4 protein-coding genes are annotated in these 4021 nt (G+C 50.9%); 3 read left to right on the forward strand and 1 reads right to left on the reverse strand.

Going from position 1 to position 4021, the window contains the following annotated elements:
* Positions 1–116 precede the first annotated feature (116 nt).
* A complete protein-coding gene (locus AB1656_17770) occupies positions 117–434 on the reverse strand; it encodes a hypothetical protein (GenBank protein MEW6237235.1) in 318 nt (105 codons plus the stop codon).
* A gap of 526 nt (positions 435–960) precedes the next feature.
* On the opposite strand from AB1656_17770, the gene AB1656_17775 reads away from it, so the two are divergent.
* From AB1656_17775 to AB1656_17785, 3 genes are all read left to right on the forward strand, one after another.
* Positions 961–1671, forward strand: coding sequence for a hypothetical protein (locus AB1656_17775; GenBank protein ID MEW6237236.1), 711 nt, complete (start codon positions 961–963; stop codon positions 1669–1671).
* Complete coding sequence (locus tag AB1656_17780) at positions 1668–2741, forward strand: zf-HC2 domain-containing protein (GenBank protein ID MEW6237237.1); 1074 nt, start codon at positions 1668–1670, stop codon at positions 2739–2741. The genes AB1656_17775 and AB1656_17780 overlap by 4 nt, the downstream gene beginning before the upstream one ends.
* 44 nt (positions 2742–2785) lie before the next feature.
* On the forward strand, positions 2786–4021 hold a 1236-nt coding region (locus AB1656_17785), incomplete at its 3' end, for a S16 family serine protease (protein ID MEW6237238.1).

The raw sequence follows: 4021 nt of genomic DNA on the forward strand, positions 1-4021 counted from the left end.
CGGTCGATATCCGGCGCAACGATGGAGTAGAGGCGGCCCGCGAATGTTCCTTGCAGAGTGAGCGTGGGAACATCCGCGACTTCGATGAGCAGAATGGTTTCCAATGGCGCGCCTCCTTACGTTTTTTTGCGCCGCTGACGTTCGGCGGCCATCAGTTCCTGTTCCGCCACGTAAGCCAGTTCGTCCGCCAACAGGCGCTTGGCTTCCGCTTCCGAAAGTCCTTGGACATAACCAGCCGAGACGCGATGAAACGCCTCGCTCCGGCTTATGGGGCCGTTGGGATTCCAAAGATTTCCGTATTCCAGCGCCACCGCCTCGCGAACGATCTTGGTCATGACCACGGCTTTCAACGGCGATGCCAGACGATCGGACGATTTCGGCTTGCTCGGCGAACTATTCTCGCCGGTGGGTTGATTCGGTTGTTGGTCAGTCATAATTCTTCATCACCTCCTTTTGCTTGAGCGTTGGTTTTTCTCCTCATGCTTGGTTGTTGCAGGAAAATCTGTTTTCGGACATTTTTTTTCGAAATGGTTCGGCGCGCCGTCGAAATGCTTAGCGTTGTTTTTTAGGTATTGCGCCGTGAGCAGAGAAACGGACTTTTAAGAATATTTTTGGAGGGAGTCATCGAGTAAAAGATTCGATGCCGGTTTGCCGGTTCGAATCCAAATCTCATCTTTTGAATGGAATGATTTGAGAAAAAAAGTAAAAATTTTTGTCCGAAATCGCAAGGACGGCGCAATCATCAAGGGGGTGGATTTACACTCTAGTCCTATTGATTGCAATTTCGAATCAAGGCGGCGCATTGGAAAATATTAACAGGCGCATAATAAGATAACCAAAATTGAAATGATCTTGACTTCAGAATGAGGTATGATTTATAGTACGATTTAAATCTTATTTCATTACAGTTCGGATATTCGCGTCTTGCGGCTAAAAATAATTGGACGAATTAAGCGTACGATGAATGATCCTGAACGTGAACAACTTAACGAAAGACTGAAAGAACTACTGCGGATTTTGCGCAAAAATCCCGATGACCGCATCGCTTTCCAAGAATTTTATCGCCTGCTTCATTCACCCTTAACCGGATTTTTCATCAATCGTTTGAAATTCAAGTTGGGCTATCGGAGCGATCTAAAATATCTTGTTGAAGAAGGCCTTCAGGAAGTATTTCTTCGTCTCCATCAAAAACAATACCAGTACGATGAGTCGTTTGGGGCGAAGCCAACCACCTGGATATTTCAATTCGCGGTTTATGTCACCAACGAAATCATCCGCCGAATCCAAGCGCAAGAACATAATGAGATGCCCATAGATAAAGTTAGTGACTCCGATGCCGCTTCTCAGCCCGACTCCCTGTCTGAAATCATGCAAGAGGAGGATTGGAAAGCCCTAATCGCCTTGATTCATAAACTGCTCTCTCCTGAAGAGGCGATCATTGTTCTGCTCAAATCGGGGATTCCCACTCGCGATCTGGAAATTGACGATCAAGCGCAATTGGCCGGGAACATCAAACACGCTGATATCGCTCGGATTTTGAATGAGGTCATGAGCGGTCGTAATAATAATTGGGAACACCTTACCCCGGTTAACGCGCAAAAACGTTACGCGCGGGCGCTGATTTGTTTACGAGACTTTCTTAACCGGGGCGATGGGGATAAAAAAGAATGAACAATCACGCGACTTATAACGATCTGGCCGACTTTATGCTCGGCCGCATGGACGAAGCGCAAAAAGAGGCGCTTGCCGCGCATTTGCAGGAGTGCGCCCTCTGCTCCCAAAGGATGGATCACCTGCAATGGGCGAAGAGTTACTTACTTTCTCTCAGCCAAAATCTGGACAATGAGCATCCTCATCCCGAATTGGTCGTCGCCTATTTGCATGGGGAATTGGAGCCGGAACTGGCGCAATGGGTGGAACGGCATTTGGACTTTTGTCAGGAATGCTTGCTGACGGATGAGGTGGTAAACGACGCCTTCGCTCCCCGCACATATGAACAAAAATATATTGAGGAAAATTTCCCCGCCGCCGTTGGCGAAGCGGCTGCCTGGGAGAGAATTCAGCGCCATTCGGGAGCGCTTACGCAGCAGGGGAAGCGCATCCTTTCGCTTCACGAGTTATGCTCGAAGGTTGGCGATCGGCTGCACTCGCTGCGGACCATCAAGGACTATTTTTTCCCCCAACCGATCGCCTTAACCGGCTTGGCTCCCGCATTGACTAGTGCGGAATACGCCGCCCCCGGCGAAGGCTTCGAAGAAGAGAGAATAGAAACGGGAGAATCGCCCTTCTTTCTCACACTCATCAAATTCGGCAAGGAATATCGCATCAACGTCAAAAGCGATGATCCCGCTTATCAGGAAGGCCTGCTTTTAGTTCAATTCTTGGAAGAGGCGTTCGCGCGGATGAGCGCTTTGATCCCTCTGCAAAAGGGCGAAGGCGAATATCGCCTGGCAGAGGAAGAGCGGATGTTAGCTGCTGCCATCAAGCATAAACTGCAAGTACGAATCGCCATCTTGTGGCCGCTGGCGGACTTGCGGAAAGCGGATCGGGAAAAGGCGGCCTGTAGTTTTGTGGAATTGCTGGCCCATCATGCGCCGGAAATACGGATCTCCGCATTAAAGATATTATCGCATTTAGGGGTGAAATCCATTCTAAGCAATCTCGCCTCACTGAAAGACGATCCTGATGAAAATGTCCGCAACGCCGCGATGCGCGCGATGCAAGAGATAAACGGTTCGTAGAAATTTCCACGAGAGCGCTCGTTGATGTGGGGGATTGCTTTGTCATGGAAGAGTCCTACGATCTGGAACGTTTCTTCTCCATGATCACTCTTGACCAACTCGATCAATTGAAGGGGCAAGAGATAAAAGAGATTTGCGCCTTTCTCGAAGAGGACTTGCCGGTTCTATTGAAAAAATTCCCTTTGCGGCTGGTCGCCCACCCCCGTCTGGCGAGAAAGTGCCTGACTTTATGCCAATGGGCGATGGACAAAGGCTTTCGGCAATATCAGATGGCGGGATGCGCGCTTCATCTGCGCTGCATTCTCTCCGTGGCCGAAGCCAAACGCTTGAATCTGCAATCCGCCCAACACGAGTTGCTGCTGGCCGCCGGTATGGAAAACGAAAAGGCCGAAGCCTCTTCTCTCCCCGACATCGATCCCTTCCGCCGCTTCCTCAAAAACGGACAAGTCATGAATTCCTTCCTCGAGCCGATCTTCCAAGCCTTTCTACAAGGCGCGGAAGGCCAATCGGAAAAACTGCAAGCCATCATGCAGAACATCGAGGATTTGCTCTTCACCATCAGCGAAGACGAGAAACGTTCGGGCGTCGCCAAGGCTCTTTTCGTCGTTGGAAACACCAATCAGGGGCGGTTGCGCAATGTGTTGGTTAAGGTGACCCACCGGCCCGAATCTAAGCCCGTCGAAATCAAATATTCGTCGCTGGCGCGCGAACAAGTTCAGCCGTCCTTATTAAATACGGCGAACGTTGCGGCGGACGTCGCCCATGAGTTTCTCGCGCAGCAGGGCTATGGCGAAGGGTTGTCGGGGCGCATCGTCGAATGGCAGATTACGCTGCCTACGGGCAGGGTGGAAGATCATTCGGTAACCTATGACGGCGAGTCTTTGGGACTGCCGCTGGCGGCGGCGATCGTCTCGGATTATCTCGGCGAACCGATTGCGGCGGATTCGGCCTTTACCGGCGCCTTCGATATTTTAGGACGGCGGGAAAGCGTCATCCTGGGCGTAGGCGGCGTCCCGCAAAAAGTGAATGCAGCGCTGGAGGCCGGGATCAAGCGCATCTACATTCCTCAAATCAATGAGGATGATCTGGATTTAGCGGCGGAAAAAGAAGCGCAACGAATTCACGCCGAAATCATTCTCGTCCATACTTTTTCGCAATTAGCCGTCCATCGCTTGGGATTGGCGGGCGGCCAGGAAGCCCAGCCGCTCCCCATGATTTTGCAAAATGTTCTCAGAAGCGTTCCGGGATTTTTTAGGGGTGTGGACGAAAATGTTCCCCAG

The organism is Candidatus Omnitrophota bacterium (assembly GCA_040755155.1).
Classification (GTDB): Bacteria; Hinthialibacterota; Hinthialibacteria; order Hinthialibacterales; family Hinthialibacteraceae; genus JBFMBP01.

Coding starts and splice junctions, on each gene's coding strand:
- AB1656_17770 (MEW6237235.1), bottom strand. CDS start 434: ATGACTGACCAACAACCGAATCAACCCACCGGCGAGAATAGTTCGCCG.
- AB1656_17775 (MEW6237236.1), top strand. CDS start 961: ATGAATGATCCTGAACGTGAACAACTTAACGAAAGACTGAAAGAACTA.
- AB1656_17780 (MEW6237237.1), top strand. CDS start 1,668: ATGAACAATCACGCGACTTATAACGATCTGGCCGACTTTATGCTCGGC.